General features: G+C 67.8%; 1 protein-coding gene. It reads left to right on the top strand.

Translation table 11 applies throughout. The annotated features are described in order from the left end of the window. Positions 1-112 precede the first annotated feature (112 nt). The coding region (gene secG / locus ACLZOT_RS50025; RefSeq protein WP_416975990.1) for a preprotein translocase subunit SecG at positions 113-435 on the top strand (323 nt) is incomplete at its 3' end.

Below are 435 nucleotides of genomic sequence, written 5' to 3' on the forward strand. Positions count from 1 at the left end.
GGCGTCCGACGGTCGGCGTCTAGCTATGGCGCGACGCGCGGCTTGATGGTAGAGGGGCCGCTTGTTTTGCGGCAGGCTTTCGGCCCCGCGCCTCATCAAGCCAAGAAGAACCATGCTGCTCGGCATCCTGCTCGCGATCCACATCATCGTTTGCATCGCCCTGATCGGGGTGATCCTGCTCCAGCGCTCGGAAGGCGGCGCCCTCGGCATGGGGGGCGGCAACAGCGACCGCTGGGGCACGGGCCCGGCCCGCGTCCACGCCGCGTCCTCACCGTACGCCACCTGCCCGCTCACCCGCTTGCCAAAGCGGAACGCCGTTCCGTATCGTCGAAATGGAACGCCGTTCCGGATTGATGACGAGGAGACGACCGCATGCAGTACCGCACCCTGGGCCGCACCGGCATCCAGATCAGCTCGCTCGCGCTCGGCGCGATG

Source organism: Streptomyces sp. 4F14 (assembly GCF_048159485.1).
Taxonomy (GTDB): Bacteria; Actinomycetota; Actinomycetes; order Streptomycetales; family Streptomycetaceae; genus Streptomyces.